Annotated in this window: 12 protein-coding genes; 3 read left to right on the plus strand and 9 right to left on the minus strand. The window is 62.7% G+C overall.

Features of this window, described 5'->3' with window-relative positions; translation table 11 throughout:
- Positions 1 to 38 precede the first annotated feature (38 nt).
- Entirely contained in the window at positions 39 to 1,733 is a 1,695-nt protein-coding gene (locus IPK17_RS28220; RefSeq protein ID WP_343421034.1) for a phage tail sheath C-terminal domain-containing protein, read from the minus strand.
- Between the two features lie 254 nt (positions 1,734 to 1,987).
- The gene (locus IPK17_RS28225) at positions 1,988 to 3,364 is read right to left on the minus strand and encodes a glycoside hydrolase family protein (RefSeq protein WP_343421035.1); all 1,377 of its coding nucleotides are present in this window, start codon (positions 3,362 to 3,364) and stop codon (positions 1,988 to 1,990) included.
- Between the two features lie 390 nt (positions 3,365 to 3,754).
- Between IPK17_RS28225 and IPK17_RS28230 the strand changes: the two genes are divergently transcribed.
- Positions 3,755 to 4,936, plus strand: coding sequence for a mandelate racemase/muconate lactonizing enzyme family protein (locus IPK17_RS28230; RefSeq protein WP_343421036.1), 1,182 nt, complete (start codon positions 3,755 to 3,757; stop codon positions 4,934 to 4,936).
- Between the two features lie 3 nt (positions 4,937 to 4,939).
- Positions 4,940 to 5,668: an SDR family NAD(P)-dependent oxidoreductase gene (locus tag IPK17_RS28235; protein ID WP_343421037.1), complete on the plus strand. Its 729-nt coding sequence runs from the start codon at positions 4,940 to 4,942 to the stop codon at positions 5,666 to 5,668.
- Positions 5,669 to 5,980: 312 nt separating this feature from the next.
- On the opposite strand, the gene IPK17_RS28240 is transcribed toward IPK17_RS28235, so the two are convergent.
- On the minus strand, positions 5,981 to 7,360 hold the full coding sequence (locus IPK17_RS28240; RefSeq protein WP_343421038.1) for an alpha-L-fucosidase: 1,380 nt from the start codon (positions 7,358 to 7,360) through the stop codon (positions 5,981 to 5,983).
- On the opposite strand from IPK17_RS28240, the gene IPK17_RS28245 reads away from it, so the two are divergent.
- On the plus strand, positions 7,290 to 7,790 hold the full coding sequence (locus IPK17_RS28245) for a mismatch-specific DNA-glycosylase (protein WP_343421039.1): 501 nt from the start codon (positions 7,290 to 7,292) through the stop codon (positions 7,788 to 7,790). The genes IPK17_RS28240 and IPK17_RS28245 overlap by 71 nt on opposite strands.
- Before the next feature lies 1 nt (position 7,791).
- On the opposite strand, the gene IPK17_RS28250 is transcribed toward IPK17_RS28245, so the two are convergent.
- The 6 genes from IPK17_RS28250 to IPK17_RS28275 all read right to left on the minus strand — a co-directional run bounded on the left by IPK17_RS28250 (position 7,792) and on the right by IPK17_RS28275 (position 16,650).
- Entirely contained in the window at positions 7,792 to 9,126 is a 1,335-nt protein-coding gene (locus IPK17_RS28250; RefSeq protein ID WP_343421518.1) for an alpha-glucosidase/alpha-galactosidase, read from the minus strand.
- A complete protein-coding gene (ptsP, locus tag IPK17_RS28255; RefSeq protein ID WP_343421040.1) occupies positions 9,126 to 11,582 on the minus strand; it encodes a phosphoenolpyruvate--protein phosphotransferase in 2,457 nt (818 codons plus the stop codon). Before ptsP ends, IPK17_RS28250 begins: the two co-directional genes overlap by 1 nt.
- 6 nt (positions 11,583 to 11,588) lie before the next feature.
- A complete protein-coding gene (gene dhaL, locus IPK17_RS28260; protein WP_343421041.1) occupies positions 11,589 to 12,224 on the minus strand; it encodes a dihydroxyacetone kinase subunit DhaL in 636 nt (211 codons plus the stop codon).
- A gap of 3 nt (positions 12,225 to 12,227) precedes the next feature.
- Complete coding sequence (gene dhaK, locus IPK17_RS28265; protein ID WP_343421042.1) at positions 12,228 to 13,298, minus strand: dihydroxyacetone kinase subunit DhaK; 1,071 nt, start codon at positions 13,296 to 13,298, stop codon at positions 12,228 to 12,230.
- A gap of 58 nt (positions 13,299 to 13,356) precedes the next feature.
- Positions 13,357 to 14,511: an MFS transporter gene (locus IPK17_RS28270; RefSeq protein WP_343421043.1), complete on the minus strand. Its 1,155-nt coding sequence runs from the start codon at positions 14,509 to 14,511 to the stop codon at positions 13,357 to 13,359.
- Between the two features lie 156 nt (positions 14,512 to 14,667).
- On the minus strand, positions 14,668 to 16,650 hold the full coding sequence (locus IPK17_RS28275; protein WP_343421044.1) for a glycoside hydrolase family 32 protein: 1,983 nt from the start codon (positions 16,648 to 16,650) through the stop codon (positions 14,668 to 14,670).
- Positions 16,651 to 16,766: the final 116 nt, after the last annotated feature.

Raw genomic sequence — 16,766 nt, forward strand, 5'->3', positions numbered from 1 at the left:
TGAGCTAAGTTGACAGGCTGGCACGGGCAGTCACCCGCTTAGTTCTTGACCCGAATGGTCGCGTAGATGTAGTCGATGGCGCGCACCGGGCGAATAGCGATATCCACGCGCACAATGCCCTGCGCGAAATCCAACTGCGTCGAGTACACATCGACCACGAAGGCAGGATCAGTGCCATCGGTCGAAGGCACAAGCGCCCCGGCACGTTCCATCCGCGTGAAGGTGGCGACGATCTGCTGCTTGAGCGCCACACGGGCGTCATCCGTGTTAAGCTGGCCGATGAAGTTCTCCGAGATGGCTTTCGTCTCGCGGATAGCTTGATCCGCGACGCGCGTCACGGAGATCTGATCGCCCGTCGAATCCAACCCACGCAGCACGACCACCCCGCGCCCCGCGCGATCCTGCACGACCAGCAAATTGGTCGTCGGGCCGAGCAAACGGTTGAGTTCGCTCTCGCGGTAGGTGGCCGGAGCAATGCCGAACAGCGGCACGGGCTTAAACGTCGGCGAGTCCTGCGGGTTCAGCCGCCCGACCAGCCCGATCACTGCGCCTTCCGCGCCCGCTGGCGAGACCAGCACGAAGCGGCGGTTGCGCACCAGCGCGGCGTGATCCTTAATCGCGCCGAGGTTCTTCTGTTCGTTGGCGGTCACCGACCCAAAAGCGATGCGCGGCGCGCCGTTTTCGGCCATGCGGACGGCATGCGCCGCAAGCGACTGGTGAATCTGACGCACATCGGCATCTGCACGGCCCGATTCAATCGACGCCATGACGAGGTCAATGCGTGTGTCATCCGAGAGCAGATCAATTGCGTCGACGTACTGCTGCACGGTCGGCGATGTGCCGCCGGTCAGCGCGGCGGGCGCAGCCGTCGGCGCGGGCAAACGCGCCGCGGCGACCAGCGAATTGAGCAGGCGCACGCGCACCAACTGGCTTTGTGTCAGCAGCACATAGGGCAGAAACTTGTCGTCATCCGGGTTCATTACCAGGTCGGCGAACTGCTCTTGCAGCCCACCCTGAAACACATTCACGTTGATTTTGCCGGAGGCCGCCGCGACGACCACGCTCAACCCGGTGGTGCTGGCACCGCTCGCGGGCAGCAGTTGGAAGAGCGTGCGCGCCGGTGCACCTTCAACCGGGATATCCAGGAACGTGTCATCCGCATCAAACGCGTAGGTGTTGTCGGCGGGCTCGTCGTCGCTGAAATCGGGATCGAGCGCGACGAGGTAGCGCGACTGCGTGTTGATCGTGTCAAAGATGTAATCGGGTTGGGTGGGATCGACCTGCAGATCAGTGAAGGTTTCCAGCACGGTGCGGCCGCGCAGCACACGGATGGTCGCGCGGACGATGTCACCCGCCGCATTGGCGACGCCGCGCACTTCTACGGCGAGCTGGTTGCCCCACGCGCCGTTGGCACGGGCCCGCAGAATGAGGCAGGGGGCGCTGTCGCCGTTGCGCAGGGTCAGCGAGGCCGGTGAGCCACCGGCAACAGGCGAAATGACGACTTCACTGGCTCCGTTGGCAAGTGCGTGCACCACTTCCGGCATGCTGACTTCCGTCCCCGGACCGAGTAGTTCGCGCACTTCCGACACCTTCGTCACACCGATCAGGCCGCCAGCCGCTGGGATGCGATCAACAATCCCCGCGACGCCGACGATCCCAGATGGCGCGGGCAGTGGCGGCAGCACATCAAACCGCGCTTCGACCCGGACACCAGGAACAACTAGAGACGCCATAGTAACCCCCTAGATGATGTATTCGGTTGTGGAGTGCAGACGCGAACAGGTCGCAAATCTTCGAAGAGCGTTTGCACAAGATTCGACAAAACAGCCGTTGCAAAAATGTAATGCTTCGTAACCTATATGTTCTCAGTATAGGACAGCCGAATATCGGCGCAACCGACTTTAGGCGGAGGGTCGGTTACAGTTTACAAACTTCATAAGTAAGCATAGTACCATCCGCCTAGTCCACGTTTTGGGGCTTTTTGAGGTTAGGCCAGCGGGAAAATGCGCAGATCGGCGAAATTCACCGCGCCGTTTTCTACGCATAAAAACAGACAATTTCCTGACAATTCCGGGCAGCGATCAATCACGCAGCGGCGTTGATCGACACACACATCGATAATGTCATCCTTGAGGATAATGTCGAGTTGGAACGGTTGATCCAGCCCATCGACGCACGTCAACACCTGCTGATTCAGCGTCACGCGGCGCTCATATGGCAGGCAGCGCAGTTGATAGCCGCTTGCTAACGCGCCCGACCCGCGCAGCCACAGCCCGATTGCGGCGGTCGGCGCTTGCGGCGTGACTGTCACCGTGATGTGGGCGTTGCGCGGCACGCCCGTGATCATGCCCGCTTCCAGCCCTTCCAGCGCGTCGATCTGCACACAACTTCCGTCACCCGTTGCGCCACTCGTCAGCGGCGCGAACGACAGAGCGAGCGGATCGCCATGCGCGGGGATCATCTCCGCTGGGAACTTCGTGCCGAGCGTGCCATCCGCGTGCTGGAAAATCTCACGGAACACGGCATTCCCGGCGTAAATCCGCGGTCCGTCGTCCTTGTTATCTTTACGCGCATTGAGGAATGCCACGCCCAAGCGCCGATCGCCCGTGAAGGCCGCCGTCTTCATCACCGCCGCCAGTGTCGAACCGTCGAAGGTGTCGACGGGCGGGCGCAGCCACGGACCGTGCGGCTGGCGCGACATCCGGTAGTGCGCCACGCCATCCAGCCCGAAGACGAGATAATACCAGTCGTGCCATTTGAAGTAGTCCGGGCATTCGGGAATCGACCCATGACCGGGCTGACTGCCGGGGATCAGAAACGGTTCGGCCACGTCCCACTTTTTGAGGTCGCGTGAGGTGAGGCGCAGCAGGCAGCCGCCCAGCCCATAGAGCGGATAGTCCTGAATGGCGGCGGTGACGAGCATGTTGAATTCGCCCGTCGTCTCGTCGACGAACACAAACGGGTCGCGGTAATGCTGCGGGCGATACCCCGCTCCCGGCACCGCAAACGGGTTCGGCAGCGTCTTCGCAAACGTGATGCCGTCGGTGCTGACGGCCAAGCTCAGTTTTTCGGTGCGATCGGGCATACGCGTCGCGTAGTAGCCGTAGTACGTGCCATCGCGATAAAACGTCGATCCGGTGCAAATCGAACCTTCCCATTCCTCGGTGCAAGCAATTGCCAGCGGATGATGCACCCAATCGATCAGATCATGGGTGCTGGCGTGCGCCCACTGATGCCCGCCCAAGCCACCTTTCGCCTGATGATGATTCTCGTCCACCAGCCAATAGAGGTGAAATGTGCCGTCGTGAAAGAACGGCATGCAGTCGCCGACAAAATACGGGGCTTCGGGCTTAAAGTATTGCACTAGCTTCTCCTCAATGAACCAATTTTGGTCGGCACACAATTAGGCAACTGCAGGACAGGCCTGAGGGTGTTGAAAAAGGTCAGATTCCGACTTCTCCCCGAATTCGGGGAGAGGAGCCAACAGAGCCTGTCAAGCCAGACGCTAGGGACGCAATGAGCATTTAAGAAAACGATACGGATTACCCTCACCCTAACCCTCCGGGGGGGGGGGGGAAAGGTTTGTTGGCTCCCCTCCCCTGAATTCGGGGAGGGGCCGAGGTGGGGTCAAACCATTCTGATCACACAAGTTTGAGCATAGCCACATTGGTACTGTCCTTCAATGTCCACCCGGATTCGGCGCCGCACGGTACAATCAACACAGGTACTTACTCCAAACTGGAAAGTCGTTGCGATGAGAATTACTGCTTTGCGTCCCTACGTGGTCAGCACGCCGTGGCGCAACCTGACCTACTTATTCGTGGATACCGACGAGGGCGTGAGCGGCGTGGGCGAAGTCCGCATGCTCAACCACACCGACGCGCTGCTCGGTTATTTGCAGGAAGCCGCTAAGAACCACATCATCGGCGCGGATCCCTTCAAGATCGAAGACTTGGTGCGGCGCATGATGCTCAACGACTTCGCGCGCGTCGGGCAAATCGCCATGTCCGGCATTTCGATTGTCGAAATGGCCTGCTGGGACATCGTCGGCAAGGCGCTCAACGTCCCCGTTTACCAACTGCTCGGCGGCGCAGTGCGCGACCGCATCCCGGCCTACGCGAATGGTTGGTACACGGTCGAACGCCAGCCGGAACAGTTCCACGCGGCGGCGCAGAAGGTGGTCGAGCGCGGTTATCGCGCGCTCAAAGTCGATCCGTTCGGCGCGGGCTTCTACGAAATCGGGCGGCAGGAAAAGCGGCGCTCGGTCGCGCTGGTCGAAGCCATCCGCGACGCGGTAGGCGAAGATACCGAGATCTTCATCGAGATGCATGGGCGCTTCAACCCCGTGACCGCCATCGAAATCACACAGGCGCTCCTGCCCTATCGCCCCGGTTGGGTCGAAGAACCCGTGCCGCCGGATAACCTCAAGGCGCTGCACAAGGTCGCGCAGGCCATCAGCGCGACGGGCGTCCCAGTCGCCACGGGCGAACGTCTGCACACGCTCTACGAATTCCGCGAATTGATCGAACTGCAGGCGGCGGACATTCTGCAAGCCGATCTCTCGCACTTTGGCGGGCTGCTGGCGCTCAAGAAGCTGGCGGGTTGGGCGGACGCCTACTTCATGCTGATCGCGCCGCACAACGTGTGCGGACCCGTTGCGACCGCCGCTAATCTGCATGTCGCCGCCAGCACCCCGAACTTCAAAGTGCAGGAACACTTCAACGACTTCGCCGACGCGTGGATCAAGCAGGCGGTGACGGGTCTGCCCGAAGTCGACGCGGCGGATGGCTGCTTCTCGCTGCCGACCGGGCCGGGTCTAGGCGTCACCGTGGACGAAAAGTTCCTCGCGGAACACCCGCGGCAGGAAGTCTTTTTCAACTTGTATCAGGATGATTGGCATTTCCGCCAGCGCGGGCCAGCGGCCACAGGAGAATAAACGATGCGCGACTTTGCTGAACAAACCGTAGTCATCACCGGGGCAGCCTCCGGCCTAGGTCAGGCCATCGTCCGGCGCTTTGTCGACCTCAAGGCGCGGGTCTACGCTGTCGACCTCGACACTGCGCGGCTAACCGAGCTGCAAACGGCGCTCAACGGCGCCATTGAACCCGTCGTGTGCGACGTGACCGATCTGCCGATGGTCGAACGCGCGCTCTCACCCATCCCCGCCGACGTGTTGATTAACTCGGCGGGCATCACGGGCAAGACCAATCTGCGCAGCTATGAGGTCGATCCCGCGAATGTCGAGCTTGTCTTTCGCGTCAATTTCTTCGGCTCGTATCACACGTCGCGCGCGCTGCTCCCCGGCATGGTTGAACGCGGCTATGGGCGCGTGCTGCACATTGCGTCAATTGCGGGCAAGGAAGGCAACGCGGGCATGCTCGCCTACTCCGCGTCGAAAGCGGCAGTAATCGGCATGGCGAAGGTGCAGGGGAAAGAGTTGGCGGAGACGGGCGTGACAGTCAACGCGATTGCGCCCGCCGTGATTCGCACGCCGCTCGTCGACGCTATGCCCGTCGAGCAAGTGCGCTACATGACCGACAAAATCCCGATGAAGCGCACCGGCTCGCTGGATGAACTGGTCGATATGGTGCAGTTCATCGTCTCACCGCAGGCCAGCTTCACCACCGCGTTCACCTTTGATCTCACGGGTGGCCGCGCAACGTACTGATTTCTGACCACAGGATCTCGTAGACGCTAAGGACGAGCAGGGGGGGGGGGGGGGGGGGGGGGGGGGGGGGCGGGGGGGGGGGGGGGGGGGGGGGGGTGGGGCGTTTAACACCCCCCCCCCCCACCCCCCCCAAAGGGGGGGGGGGGGGGGGGGGGGGGGGGCGGTTGCCCCCCCCCCCACCGGGAGAGGGGGGAGGGGGGGGGGGGGGGGGGGAGAACCTTTTTCAACACAGCCCTGCCTCGTCCCTACACAAGCGTTATATCTGGCTCCCCTCTCCTCTTTTCGGAGAGGGGTTGGGGGTGAGGTCATTCTTTACGCCAGCACAACCACCGTATCCAGCGGATCACACAATTCGAAGGGCAGTGCAACGACCGTTTCCGCGCCACGCCGGTACAGTTCCAGCGGGGTATCGTCGCGCAGCAGCCGCGCTGAGCTGACCGTCTCCGGCACACCCGTCAAAACCAACTCATCGCTGATCGGATTGAGCACATGCACATAGTGCATGCTGCCCGCATGCGTGCTCACACTGGCCGCCGTCGGCGCAATGACGCCCGCGCGTGTCCCGTAGATCGACTCGCCGTTGACGCGCAGCCACGCCCCAACGGACCGCAGGCGCGCCGCATGCAGGGGCACGATCTGCCCCTCCGCCGTCGGCCCCACGTTGAGCAGATAGTTCGCGCCGACGCTCGCGCTTCGTGCTAACAGTTCGACCAGGCGGCGCGGCAGCTTGGTATTGCGGTCGGCACTGCTGTAGCCCCAGTGATCGTTAATGGTCGTGCAGACTTCAACGGGCAGGCCATAGGACTGCGTGGTATTGAAACCCGCCGTGTTCATCCCCGGCAGGTCTTGCTCAAAGCCCTGAATGTCTTCGCCAGGGAGCGGCGCTTCGTGGCGGTTGTTGATGACGACCGCGTCCGGTTGCAGCGTGTGGATCATGCCGTACAACTGCTCATACTCGAACGAGCCGCCCGGCAAAAAGTGCATGTTGCTCTCGTCCAGTTTGTGATGCGGCCAATCGCCATCAAACCACATGCAGGCGATCTCGCCATAATTCGTGCATAGTTCACGCACCTGACCATGCAAAAATTCGAGGTAGTCTGACCACGCCAAACCGCTCTCCTGCCGGAAGCGGTAGGCCGGATGATGCCAGTCGAGCAGCGAACTGTAAAAGCCGAGCTTGATGTCACCGCGCCGAGCGACGGCATCCGCCAATTCACGGATCGGGTCACGCCCGAAGGGGGTATTGGTGACTTTGTATTCGCTCAGCGCCGTATCATACATGCTGAAACCGTCGTGATGACGGCTGGTGATCACCATGTATTTCTGTCCGGCGTCCGCGGCGATGCTCACCCACTCGTCGGCGTTGAATTTCGTCGGGTTGAACTGTCCGACGAGCATTTCATATTCTGGTACCGGGATGCGCCGCGTGTGCATCACCCATTCTTCGATGCCGAGAATCGCGTACAATCCCCAGTGGATGAACATGCCGAAACGCACGTCCTGAAACCACTTCAAGCCCCGCTCTGATGCCTGCATGGAAAGGTCCTTTCTAAAGTGTTCTGCGTTTATGTCTTGATTATCATCCAAATGGGTTGGTGGCTGACGAAAGGAACTGTTCAAGATGGCCGAAGTTCTGCCCGATGTGCTCGCGCCGAACTTGCAGATCGTGTTTTGCGGGACGGCTGCGGGCAACGAATCAGCTCGGCAGGGGGCTTACTACGCGCACCCGGGCAACAAATTCTGGCGCACGCTGCACCACATCGGCTTGACGCCGCATCAACTGCGCCCCGCCGAATTTCCGAGCGTGCTGGCGTACGGCATCGGCTTGACGGATCTGGCGAAGTTCGTCTCCGGCACGGACGATCAACTCCGAGCTGACGACTTCGACGTTCCCACCCTCGCTGCCAAACTCGCGCTGTTTCAGCCGCGGGTGCTCGCCTTCACCAGCAAAAACGCCGGCAGCATCTTCCTGCGCTCCAAGCGGATCGCATTCGGTCGCCAACCCGAATTGTTCGGGTCGACGACCGTGTTTGTGCTGCCCTCACCTTCCGGGCTGGCGATCCGCACATGGGATGTGCGCCACTGGCAGGCTGCTGCCGACTTCGTCCGCGCGCTGCCGTGATCTACTGTTTGAACTGCGGCAGCCATTCCGCCTGGGCGGCCAGCAGTTCGTCGACCATCTGGTGCACCTGCGGCGGCGTGCAGACGGCCGCCGTCAGCGGGTCGAGCAGCACGGCATGATGCACCGCGTCGCGGTCGCCGCGCAGTGCCGCCTCGACCGTCAGCTCCTGCACGTTGATGTTCGTCCGGTTGAGCGCCGCCAATTGCGTCGGCAGTTTGCCCACATAGACGCCCTGCACGCCGTTCGCATCGACCAGACACGGCACTTCCACGCAGCAGCCTGCGGGCAAATTGGTGATCAATCCCGTGTTCGGCACATTGCCGTTGATGCGGGCAGGCTGGCGCGTCACCACGGCTTCGAGGATCGCCGCACCGTATTCATGCGTGCGCTCGGTGGGCGCGGGCGTCGTGCCGTCGATCAAATCGCGGAATTCCTGTTCCGCTGTATCAACCCGTTCAAGACAGTGGCGCAGATAACCGCCCGTCTGCCCGAAGTTGAACCAGGAGTCGCCGGGATTGGTGAAGCGCGGCACGAGGTGTTCGGTGATGTGAATCGACGACTTGCGGTAGTACGGCACATATTCGCTGGCGTGCCCCGACGATTCAGTCACGAAGTAGCCGAAATAGCGCATGAGTTCGCCGCGCACCGGTTCTTCGCTGATCACATCCGCACGATCGAGCGCCGCCCACAAGCGCGGGTACAAATCTTCCGCACCCCGGCGAAAATCGAGGAAAAACGCCTGATGATTGATGCCCGCGCACAGGTAGGTGATTTCGTCGTAGGGCACGCCGATCCAGCGCGCCAACATTTCTGACGTGCCTTGCACGCTGTGGCACAAGCCGACATGCGGTCGCCCGGCGCCCTCCGCCACCGCCCAGCAGTTGATCGCCATCGGGTTCACATAATTGAGCAGCAGCGCGTCCGGCGCGAGATCGTCCATGTCCCTGCACAAATCGAGCAGCACGGGGATCGTCCGCAGCCCACGAAAGACTCCGCCCGGGCCGAGCGTATCGCCAACGCACTGCCCCACCCCATATTTGAGCGGAAGGTCGATGTCGAGTTGATAGGCATCCAAGCCGCCCTGCTGGAAGGTGGTGATCACGAACTGCGCCCCGCGCACCGCCTCCCGCCGATCCAGTGTCGCCTCGACGGTCGCGGATAGGCCGCGCTGCTCAATCAACGCCTGTACGAGCGCGCGACTGCGTTCGAGGCGCACCGCGTCGATATCCATCAGCGTGATCGTCGCATCTTGTAGAGCGGGCGTGAGCAGAATATCGCTGCACAGGTTGCGCGTAAACACGACGCTGCCTGCGCCAACAAAGGTGATTTTGGTCATCATGACTCTTTCTGGGTTAAGTAAGCTTCGACCTGCGCTGCAGTCGACAGGGTCAGCGCGTGCGCGGCGACGGCCTGCGCGTCGGCGTAATTCGTCTGCCGGATGATCGTCTTGACCGCCGGGATCGCCGGGGCATTCATGCTCAATTCGTCCACGCCCAAGCCGATCAGCAACCGCGTCAGCCGTGGATCGCCCGCCATTTCCCCGCACACGCCCGCCCATTTGCCATGCGCGTGCGCCGCCTCGACCACCTGCTGCAGCGCGCGCAGCAGCGCGGGCTGGAACGGCGAAACCAACGCGTTGACGTGCGTGTTCCCGCGATCCGCCGCCAGCAGATACTGCGTCAGGTCATTCGTGCCAACGCTCAAAAAGTCCACGTGCGCGGCGAGCACCTGCGCCAGCAGCGCCGCGGACGGCACCTCGATCATGATGCCCATCTGCATATTCGGGTCATAATCAATGTCTTCGTCGGAGAGCTGCGCCTGTACATCCCGCACGAGCTGACACGCCGCCTGCACTTCTTCCAGCGTGCCGATCATCGGGAACATCACCTTGATGGGGTGCTGCGCGCTGGCACGACAAATGGCGCGGAGCTGCGTCACCGCCAATTCCGGTCGATCCAACCAGCAGCGCACGCCGCGATAGCCGAGGAATGGGTTGGCTTCGCGCGGCAAATTGAGATAGGCGATGGGTTTATCGCCGCCCACATCGAGCGTCCGGATAATCACCGCTTGGCCGTGTAATTGCTCCGCCGCCGCTGTGTAGGCGCGGAACTGTTCGTCTTCCGTCGGCGGGCGCGCGTGGCTCATGAACAGCAGTTCCGTGCGGAACACGCCGACGCTCTCCGCGCCTGCCGCCGCCGCGATCTGAGCGTCAGCAGCGCTGCCAATGTTGGCGGAGACTTCAACCCGCCGACCATCCGGTGTGAACGCTAGTCCCTGCCCTGCGGCCTGCTGCTGCTCCCGCTCGCTCCGCCGCTGTTCACCCGCCCACTGCGCCGCAATGATCTGTTCGGGGGTTGGACGGGGGTACAGCCAACCGCGATCACCATCGATGATCACGGTCTGCCCGGTCATGAGCATCGAATACGCTGTGCCCAGGCCGACCACAGCCGGAATCGACTGTCCACGCGCGATGATCGCCATATGCGACGTCGCGCCGCCTGTCTGCGTGACGATGCCGCGCACCGCCGCCCGATCCAGATGTGCCGCCTCAGACGGCGACAAATCCGGCGCGGCGAGGATGCTGCCCTCGGGGACGGTGATCGCGGCAGTTGTTTCCGGCGCAAGCTGACGCAGCACGCGCCGCCCCACGTCAAAGACATCCGCTGCGCGCCCGCGCAAGAGTTCGCTGCCGCTGGCGCGATAGCGTTCCGCCAGCATTTCGATCGCGCCCCACCAGGCGCATTCGGCGCTGCACGCTCGCTCTATAATCGCCGACTGTACTGCGCTCAGCACCTCATCATCGCGAAGCATCAAGGCCTGCGCTTCGAAGATCGCCCCGGCGTCGGCATGGCGGCTCAGCACATCCAGTTCAACCAGCGCCGAATGGATCGCGTCAGCGAAGCGCGTTTGCTCACTCGCAGGATCGGTACTCGTTCCGGCGGGAATCTGCGGGTGGACATCATCCAAGAGCAGGATTTGTCCAACGGCGATGCCCGGCGCGGCACTGATACCCACCCATACCTCGGCGGGCACAGCGTGAGGCACGGTCGGACGGCTGTCCGTTGGATCATCGCGGTCGCCGAAGTTGTCGGCGGCTAACTGGTGAATGGCGTTGAGCACGGCCTGTGCGTCAACGCCCGTCGCCGTGATCGTCAGGGAATCGCCCTGCCGCGCATCCAGCAGCGCCACCGCATTGATCTGTCGTCCGTCTGCGCTCCGGTCGCCTTTACGAATAACGACCTGTGCGGCATGCTGCCCCACCAGCGTGACCAAGCGCGCCGCCGGGCGAGCATGCAAGCCGAGCCGATTCGGTACAGTCAAGGTCAAAGTGCTTGGCTCACTCACCAGCACGGGTGACGCCGGCGGGGGTGACTCGACCGCGGTTGTGTTCAAGTGCCCCTGTTTCGCCGCCAGACCACCCCGCGCCGCGGCGAGTACGTGATGAATGGGGCTGCCCGTGCTCGCCTGCACCGCCGCACTCAACGCCCCTTCGACAAACGGCGCGTCGGACAGATGAATGTTGGGCAGCCAATCAGGATCAAGCAATTCGAGCGCGGTTTCGGCGCTCAGCAGGGCGCTGCCCAGGTCCATGAGCACGACCACCCCGTCCGGGTTGTAAACCGTGCTGATCGCCTCCACGACTTTCATCACGTCGGTGCCGATGGGGTTATCGGGATCGTCCACGCCGCCCGCCACGGCGATCGGCACGCGCCCCTGCGTCATCTGCTCGATCAAGGCGCGCACGCCATCCGCCAATGCGGCGCTGTGGGAAACGAGGACGAGTCCGATCATGGCGCGTTAGCCCTTCACCGCGTCGCGCAGCGCCGCCAGCAAGTACATGACCGAAGTCGCGCCGGGATCTTGATGCCCGATGCTGCGTTCGCCCAGATAGCTGGCGCGGCCTTTGCGGGCTTGCAGCGAGATCGTCGCCTGCATCCCCGCTTCCGCCGCGCTGACGCAGCCTTCCAGCGCTGTGATCAGATCAGTGCCCTGTTCGACACTGGATTTGAGCGCGTTGACGGCAGGCAGCAGCGCGTCGATCATCGTTTTGTCGCCGGGTTCGGCGCGACCACGCTGGATGATGCCGTCCATGCCCGCCGTCAGCAGCGCCGCGAGGTCCGCAAGCGTCAGTTCCGCTTTACCCGCGACAGCAGCACTCGCCCGTAGGAAGAATGTGCCATACAGCGGGCCGCTCGCACCGCCGACCGTCGACATCAACGTCATGCTCACCGCTTTGAGGAGCGCGCTGATGTCGGCGTCGGGGGTGGTCGCCAGCTTTTCAACCGCTTTGGCGAAGCCGCGCGCCATGTTCGTGCCGTGATCGGCGTCACCAATCGGGGAGTCGAGGTCGCTCAGGTAGCCCTTCTGCGCCTCAAAGGTCTGCGCGCTGCGTTCCAACCACGCGCGGATGTGCTGAGCCGTGATCGTCGTCATGGCTCACGCGCCCCAACGCAGCCCCGGCGTCTTGACCGGGGCATCCCACAGGCTGAGGATTTCCGCGTCCGCCTTGACCAGCGTGATCGAGAAGCCCTGCATTTCCAGCGACGTGATATACGGACCGATCAGATTACGGGCGATGATGATGCCGCGCGCCGCGCAGATCTCCGTCAGCTTGCGATAGACCGAATACAGTTCGGAGAGCGGAGTGCCGCCCATGCTGTTGACGAACGCAATGACCTGATCGCCTGCCGCGAACGGTTCATCGACCTCTTCGCGCTCCACCCACGCGCCATTGACACGATCCCATTCGCGCAGCACCCGGCTGTAGGCGAGATCGTCGAGGATTTCCGTCGCCAGCGTGGTCGTCAGGTCATCGACCGAGCGCAGCGTTTCGCGATACTGCCCCGGTTCACCATGAATGCCGATGCCGATTTCGACTTCATCCGCGCCGAGTTCGAAGGTCGGCTTGCCCGCCGCAGGGACGGTGCACGAAGTCAGCGCCATGCCCATCGACCGCCCGTAGCGGTTGACTTTGCGCGCCAGTTCGGCGCACCGGTCAAGGTCGTAACCAGCTTCCGCCGCCGCGCCGACGATCTTTTCGAGGATCACGGTCGTGCCCACGCCGCGCCGCCCCGCCGTATAGAGGCTGTTCTTGACTGCGACGTCGTCGTCGACCAGCACAGTCTGCACAGGAGTGCCGTCGCCGTGCACCAGCTCGGCGGCCATCTCAAAGTTGAGCACGTCACCCGTGTAATTCTTGATGATGAACAACACACCTGCCGCCCCGGCGACCGCCTTCGCCGCCTCGTACATCTGATCGGGCGTGGGCGAAGTGAAGACTTCGCCGGGACAGGCCGCGGCCAGCATCCCCGGCCCGACGAACCCGCCGTGCATGGGCTCGTGCCCGCTGCCGCCGCCGGAGATCACCGCGACCTTGTCGGTGAGCGGCGCATCGGCGCGGATGATGTATTTCGGCTCTAGGCTGACTTTGAGTTCCGGGTGCGCCAGTGCCATGCCTTGAAGCTGTTCGAGGATGACATTTTCGACCGCATTAATCAGTTTCTTCATCGCTGCGTTCCTTCAACAAAGTTTGCGGCGCGATTATAGCGCACAAGGCCGTTGGCGTTTACGCCGATTGCGCCAGCCGTCCGGATCCCTGCAAGATCGCGAATACGGCGATCAGCAGCAGCAGGATGATGCCATAGGCCAGGTGAATGCCGAGCGCGTCGGCGAGGCGACCGAGCAGCAGCGGCAGCGCGAAGATCGCCACACCGGAAGCGAGCGAGGCGCGCGCGCTGGCGCGGGCGGTGTTCCCCGGGACGGTTGCAATCGTCAACGTGAGCAGCAGCGGGTAGAGCGCGGCGGTGCCGAGCCCCGTGAGCGCCAGCCCGATCATGCCGACGAGCGGCGCGGTCGCCGTCCAATACAGGAGAAATCCCACGGCGGCGACGAGCACCGACACCGTGAGGATCTGGTGCACGCTGAACCGCTGGACGAGGCGGCTGGCGAGGAAGCGACCGACGATCATGCCGCCGAGGAACAGGCTCACGGCCTGCGCCGCGTCCGCCTTGGGCATGCCTAAAATCGTCTCGAAATAATCCGCGCTCCAGAAGATCATGCAGAATTCGACCGACACGCCGAACATCAACGCCAGCCAGTACACCCAGAAGCGGCGGGGAAGGCGCTGCTTCGACTGGGTCACGTGTTCCGTGACCTCCGCGGAGGCCAACTGCACCCCATTGAACGCCAACCGGAGGATGAGAGCGGCGGCGAGCGTCAGCAGGAGGGCCGTGCGCCACCCAAGACTGGACGCCGCCAGCCAACCGACGAGCACCGGCGCAGCGGAACTGATCAACGAGGCGATCACGTTCGCCTCGGAGAGCGCTTTGGCTGTTTGTGCCCCATGTTCATCCGCCAAGACCGAGGGCACGACCGAGAGCAGCAGTGAGCCGATCAACCCCATCAGGAACGATGCACTGATCGTCAACACCGGCGTCTGCCCGCTGATGAGCAGCCCCGCGCTCAGGCTCATGCCGAACACGGCGACCCACGCCGCCCACCAGCGCCCAATCCGCTGAATCACCGCATGGCCGATCAACCCGGCAGCGATCATCCCGAGCGCGAAGGCGGAAAAGTGAAAGCTGCTCACCGTATAGGACAGATCGAGTTCATTTTTCAGAAAGGGGGTGATCGGCCCGAAGATGTTCAGGCAGTAGGCGTAAAAACCAAGCAGCAGATAGATCAGCCAGGTGGCTCGGCTGCGGGTGAAAGTGTGAGGCACGACACTTGCTCCTTAGTGGGACAGCGCACGACAGCGTCCGGCGCAGTTGTCCGCGAGAATGACGTCCAAAAGCGCGGACGGAGTGCGTGATGGTCCGCCAAAGGGGAGTGTGCCACAAGAGTCCAATCCGTGGCCACGTCCGGCGAGTTGGTTCAGCTACGGCATCTCCCAGATTGACGCCAGCTCCCACGCTTGCAGGTGCGTGAGCTGCGCCGTCCCGCCCTCCGCAAACAGCTCAATACCTGTGCTGGTTGCGCTCGGGAACATGACCGCGGAGAGCGCCAGCGCCCCGTCGTCAGCGAAAACCTCAACCGACGACTGATCGACATAGATGTGCAAGTGGATCCGACCGTCGACGGGCAGCAGCGGCGCGGGCACGTACTTCGCGAAATCCGGAACGACGCTGGCGTTCTCCGGGCGTGTTCGGTCGAGGAAGAGGTTGCCCGTGCGCGCGTCATAGCCCACGGTGATCCCATTGCGTCCGCTGATCGCCAAACGCAGCCCAAAGCGCGCCGCCGGATCGGTCACGGCGAATTCCACATCCAGTTCGTAGGTATTGCGCGGCGGCGCGAATTCTGTCAGCGGGCGCACGCCATCAAGATCGACATTGACCACTTCGACCGTGCCGCCGCGCAGCGTTTCAAACGTGGGAATCGGTCGCTGGGCGATACGCAGTCCGCCGGGCGTCGTGCGCAGTTCGATTTCGCGCGGCAAGGCCAACACCCCCTTGCCCCACGTCGTCGGCACCCAGCGCGCGTATTCCCAGTTGCCCAGCCAGCCCATCAGCACCGCGCGGTCTTCGGCCTCATCGTAGTCCCGGTACGCACGCACGGCATAGTAATCTGGCCCGTAGTCGAGCCAGTTGGCATGTTCGCGCCCGCTCGGCATGAGCACATCCGAAAACAGAATGTGATCGACGTTCAGGAACCCCGCATCCGCGCTGTTTGTGCTGTCGACAATCTGAAGCTGGGCGGTCTGCCCGCTGAACTCGGATACATCCCAACCCACCCAGCGCATCAGGACATCCCCTGCCCCTGTCGCGCTGCGCACAATTTCACCATTCACCAGCAAATTGACGACCGCCTGCTCAGCGTCATCCGTGCCCGCCAGCAAAAAGTTGATCGCGCTGGGCTCGATGGTGAATTCCGGCGAGGTGATCGTCACGGTGCCCCGATACCCGAAGGCAGTACCGGGCGTGAAGGTGCTCAGGAAGCCGCCGCCCAACCAACCACTCATGCGATAAAGTCCGAGATCCGTGCCATCACTCACGCTGAGCGCGTCACCGTCCGCCGTCCAACCAGCGGGCAAACCCGCCTCGAAATCGGCGAACACCGTGCCGGGCAGACCATCACCCCGCAGGAGATAGCCATTCGCTTGCGGATCGAGCGTGAACTGGGTGCCATCCCAGTCGCCGACGAAGTACTGCACGCTGTTCGGCCCCATGCCGCACATCAGCACCCAACGCTTCGTGTTTGCGTCGCCAGCGACGGACACTTGAATCAAGTCCGGCACTTCCCACCAGTTCGCGCGCGCGCCGACCGGGCCAGAATCACTCAAATGCTCCCACGTCTGCAAGTCGGAGGACGCATAGAAGCGCACCTTACGGCGTTCCGGCAGCGCAATGATCATCAGCCAGCGCTGATGGTCGGCGTCCCACCACACCTGCGGATCGCGAAACACGGCCTCGGGCGTATCCAGCACCGGGTTGCCGTCAAAATATTCAAAGGTGATGCCATCCTGACTAACCGACAAACCTTGCGCTTCAGCTTCCGTGGCGCGGTCATGCATCGTGTAGATGGCGATCAGGGGCGCAGACTCGCCCTGCGCTAAGCCAGAGGTATTCTGCTCATCGACGACGACTGAACCGGAGAAATAGTCAAATGAACCATCCGCGCCAGCCATCGGGTAACGCTGCTCAGTCCAGTGGACAAGGTCGGGCGAGGTCGCGTGCCCCCACCAGAACACATGATACAGGTCGTTATAGCGGATCATGCCGTTGGGGTCGCCGAGCCAGCCCGTGCTCGCCGAGAAGTGGTACTGCGGGCGGTAGGGTTCGGTGTAATCGGTCTGGGCGGAGACGACGTACGCCGTCAGCCCCAGCAGAACCAGCACATTCACCAGCAGCAGCCCACGCATCATCACGTCTCCTTGACCGCACCGCTCATCCGCACCTGATAATAGCCCTAGAACCCGGCGAGTCAAGCGCATTGGCAGACCGCGTGAGCGCCCTGTAGAATTTTCCCATCCGGCCTAGA

The organism is Candidatus Flexifilum breve (assembly GCF_016713355.1).

Coding starts and splice junctions, on each gene's coding strand:
- IPK17_RS28275 (WP_343421044.1), bottom strand. CDS start 16,650: ATGATGCGTGGGCTGCTGCTGGTGAATGTGCTGGTTCTGCTGGGGCTG.
- IPK17_RS28250 (WP_343421518.1), bottom strand. CDS start 9,126: ATGACCAAAATCACCTTTGTTGGCGCAGGCAGCGTCGTGTTTACGCGC.
- dhaK (WP_343421042.1), bottom strand. CDS start 13,298: ATGAAGAAACTGATTAATGCGGTCGAAAATGTCATCCTCGAACAGCTT.
- dhaL (WP_343421041.1), bottom strand. CDS start 12,224: ATGACGACGATCACGGCTCAGCACATCCGCGCGTGGTTGGAACGCAGC.
- IPK17_RS28235 (WP_343421037.1), top strand. CDS start 4,940: ATGCGCGACTTTGCTGAACAAACCGTAGTCATCACCGGGGCAGCCTCC.
- IPK17_RS28220 (WP_343421034.1), bottom strand. CDS start 1,733: ATGGCGTCTCTAGTTGTTCCTGGTGTCCGGGTCGAAGCGCGGTTTGAT.
- ptsP (WP_343421040.1), bottom strand. CDS start 11,582: ATGATCGGACTCGTCCTCGTTTCCCACAGCGCCGCATTGGCGGATGGC.
- IPK17_RS28230 (WP_343421036.1), top strand. CDS start 3,755: ATGAGAATTACTGCTTTGCGTCCCTACGTGGTCAGCACGCCGTGGCGC.
- IPK17_RS28245 (WP_343421039.1), top strand. CDS start 7,290: ATGGCCGAAGTTCTGCCCGATGTGCTCGCGCCGAACTTGCAGATCGTG.